Annotated in this window: 1 protein-coding gene; it reads left to right on the top strand. The window is 53.0% G+C overall.

The window, feature by feature from the left end; genetic code table 11:
* Positions 1-200, top strand: a 200-nt coding sequence (locus tag FAF44_RS53980) for an ABC transporter permease (RefSeq protein WP_237111227.1), incomplete at its 5' end; no start/stop codon positions are given.
* Between the last annotated feature and the right edge of the window lie 115 nt (positions 201-315).

Here is a 315-nt window from a genome sequence, read left to right as displayed (position 1 = left end):
GGCTGGGGCTGGTGGTGGCAGAGCTTATTGCATCGACCTCGGGTATCGGCTATATGATGTCTGACGCCCGCCAGTTTGCCGATACGCCGGTTGTATTTGTTGGAATTATTGTGTTTGCCGCGGCAGGGCTGCTTAGCGATACGGTTATCCGCCTGATTGAACGGCGGCTGCTGAGATGGAAGGACAGCTATCAAGGATAGGAGGCATGTACAGCATGAGCAACGGGGTAGAAATGGTTGTAAAGTCAGCAAAAACGGTAAGGGAGGCGCATGATTACACAGGAACTGCACCCTGTCTCTTAGACACATCTGACGC

The sequence above is a fragment of the Nonomuraea sp. MG754425 genome (assembly GCF_021699195.1).
In the GTDB taxonomy this organism is placed as follows: Bacteria; Actinomycetota; Actinomycetes; order Streptosporangiales; family Streptosporangiaceae; genus Nonomuraea.
This window is presented reverse-complemented; position numbering and strand designations above follow the sequence as displayed.